Source organism: Corynebacterium sp. HMSC055D05, from assembly GCF_001810365.1.
Taxonomy (GTDB): Bacteria; Actinomycetota; Actinomycetes; order Mycobacteriales; family Mycobacteriaceae; genus Corynebacterium; species Corynebacterium coyleae.
The window spans coordinates 7,572-8,906 of the sequence record NZ_KV801071.1 but is presented as its reverse complement, the minus strand read 5'-3'; the positions used below and the strand labels follow the sequence as shown (position 1 = coordinate 8,906).

The window sequence follows — 1,335 nt, the reverse complement described above, 5'->3', positions numbered from 1 at the left end:
CTGACCTTTACGAGCCGTCCTACGAGGACAAGCTCGTCGTCCCGGGCAAGGAGACGAAGTCTTCGCCGACCTTCACCGACAAGGATGGCAAGGACGCGACCGCTCCGGAAGGCTCGACGATCAAGATCACCGAGGGCTTCACGGCGCCCGAGGGCTATGTCGTCGAGATCGACGAGAACACCGGCGAGATCACCGTGACCTTCCCGGATAAGTCGAAGCTCAACGTGGACACCGTTGAGGAGTTCGATGTTCCGGTGACGGTGACCTACCCGGACAAGTCCACCGACAGCACGACGGCCAACTTCAAGTTGGACACCGACGGTGATGGCACACCTGATACCGAAGATCCGGACGATGATGGTGACGGCATCCCGGATGAGAAGGAGAAGGAAGACAAGACCAACCCGAAGGTTCCGAACCAGAACTTGGACTACGAGCCGGTATACGAGGATGGTTCCGGTAAACCTGGTGAGGACGTGACCGTTCCTGCTCCGGAGTTCAAGGACAAGGACGGCAACCCGACCACGCCGCCGGAGGGCACGAAGTTCACCCCGGGTGAGAATGTTCCGGATGGCGTGACCGTCGATGAGAACACCGGCGAGATCACGGTGACTATTCCGGAGGATGCCAAGCCGGGTGACAAGATCACGGTTCCGGTTGTTGTGACCTACCCGGATGGCTCCAAGGACACCGTTGACGTCACTGTCACGGTGACCGACAAGGACGTTCCGGCTCCTGTCGATAAGGACGCTGACCTTTACGAGCCGTCCTACGAGGACAAGCTTGTTGTCCCGGGCAAGGAGACGAAGTCTTCGCCGTTCTTCACCGGCAAGGATGGCAAGGAGGCAACTGCTCCTGAGGGCTCGACGTTCAAGATCACTGATGGTTTCACGGCTCCCGAGGGCTACGTGGTCACTATCGACGAGAACACCGGTGAGATCACCGTGACGTTCCCGGATAAGTCGAAGCTCAACGCGGACACCGTTGAGGAGTTCGATGTTCCGGTCATTGTGACCTACCCGGACAAGTCCACCGACGACGCGACTGCGAAGTTCAAGCTGGATACCGACGGTGATGGCACGCCTGATACCGAGGATCCGGACGATGACGGTGATGGCATCCCGGATGAGAAGGAGAAGGAAGACAAGACCAACCCGAAGGTTCCGAACCAGAACCTGGACTACGAGCCGGAGTACAAGGATGGTTCGGGTAAGCCTGGTGAGGACGTGACCGTTCCTGCTCCGGAGTTCAAGGACAAGGACGGCAACCCGACCACGGCCCCGGATGGCACGACCTTCACTCCGGGTGAGAACACCCCGGATGGCGTGACCATCG

At 59.3% G+C, this 1,335-nt stretch carries 1 protein-coding gene; it reads left to right on the top strand.

What is annotated here, in order from left to right; genetic code table 11:
* A partial coding sequence (locus HMPREF2734_RS05810; protein ID WP_210384739.1) for a YPDG domain-containing protein occupies positions 1-1,335 on the top strand: 1,335 nt, incomplete at both ends.